Genomic DNA, 1,055 nt, shown 5'->3' on the forward strand with positions numbered 1-1,055 from the left:
GCCGACCTGAAGCGTCACCGGGGCGCCTTCCCGAAGGCGACCTGGACCCGTGAGGACGGGACCTCCTCGGAGGTGGTGGTCTGGTGCTCCAACGACTATCTGGGCCAGGGCCAGAACCCGCTGGTGCTGGACGCCATGCACCAGGCCATCGAGGAGGCTGGCGCAGGCTCGGGCGGCACCCGCAACATCTCCGGCACCACCCACTACCATGTCGAGCTGGAGGCCGAGCTGGCCGACCTGCACGGCAAGGAAGCGGCCCTGCTGTTCACCTCGGGCTATGTCTCCAACGAGGCCTCGCTGTCGACGCTCTACAAGATCCTGCCGGGCCTGATCGTCTTCTCCGACGAGCTGAACCACAATTCGATGATCTCCGGCATCCGGGCCGGCAAGCGCGAACAGCGCCGGGTGTTCCGCCACAACGACCTGGCCCACCTGGAGGAGCTGCTGGCCCGCGAGCCCCTGGAGGCGCCCAAGCTGATCGCCTTCGAGAGCGTCTATTCCATGGACGGCGACATCGCCGACATGAAGGGCATGGTGGCCCTGGCCAAGAAATACCACGCCATGACCTATCTGGACGAAGTCCACGCGGTGGGCATGTACGGTCCCCGCGGCGCCGGGGTGGCCGAGCGTGACGGGGTGATGGACCAGATCGACATCATCGAAGGCACGCTGGCCAAGGCCTTCGGGGTGATGGGGGGCTATATCGCCGCCGACGCCATGATCGTCGACGCCATCCGCTCCCATGCTGACGGCTTCATCTTCACCACCTCCCTGCCGCCGGCCCTGGCCGCAGGCGCCGTGGCCTCGATCCGCTATCTGAAGGACCACAACGAGGTCCGCGTCGCCCACCAGGAGCGGGCCTGCGCCCTGAAGGCCAAGCTGGCCAAGGCCGGCCTGCCGGTGATGCCCTCGGAGAGCCACATCGTCCCGGTCCTGGTGGGCGACCCCCACCACTGCAAGATGATCAGCGACATCCTGCTCGAAGAGCACGGGGTCTATGTCCAGCCCATCAACTACCCCACCGTCCCACGCGGGACCGAGCGGCTGCGCTTCAC

The 1,055-nt window shown here is 67.1% G+C and carries 1 protein-coding gene; it reads left to right on the forward strand.

The annotated features are described in order from the left end of the window. Positions 1–1,055 (forward strand): 5-aminolevulinate synthase (gene hemA, locus Q7T09_RS04255; protein ID WP_304697908.1); only part of this gene is annotated, 1,055 nt, incomplete at both ends.

This window comes from Phenylobacterium sp. (assembly GCF_030645195.1).
Classification (GTDB): domain Bacteria; phylum Pseudomonadota; class Alphaproteobacteria; order Caulobacterales; family Caulobacteraceae; genus Phenylobacterium.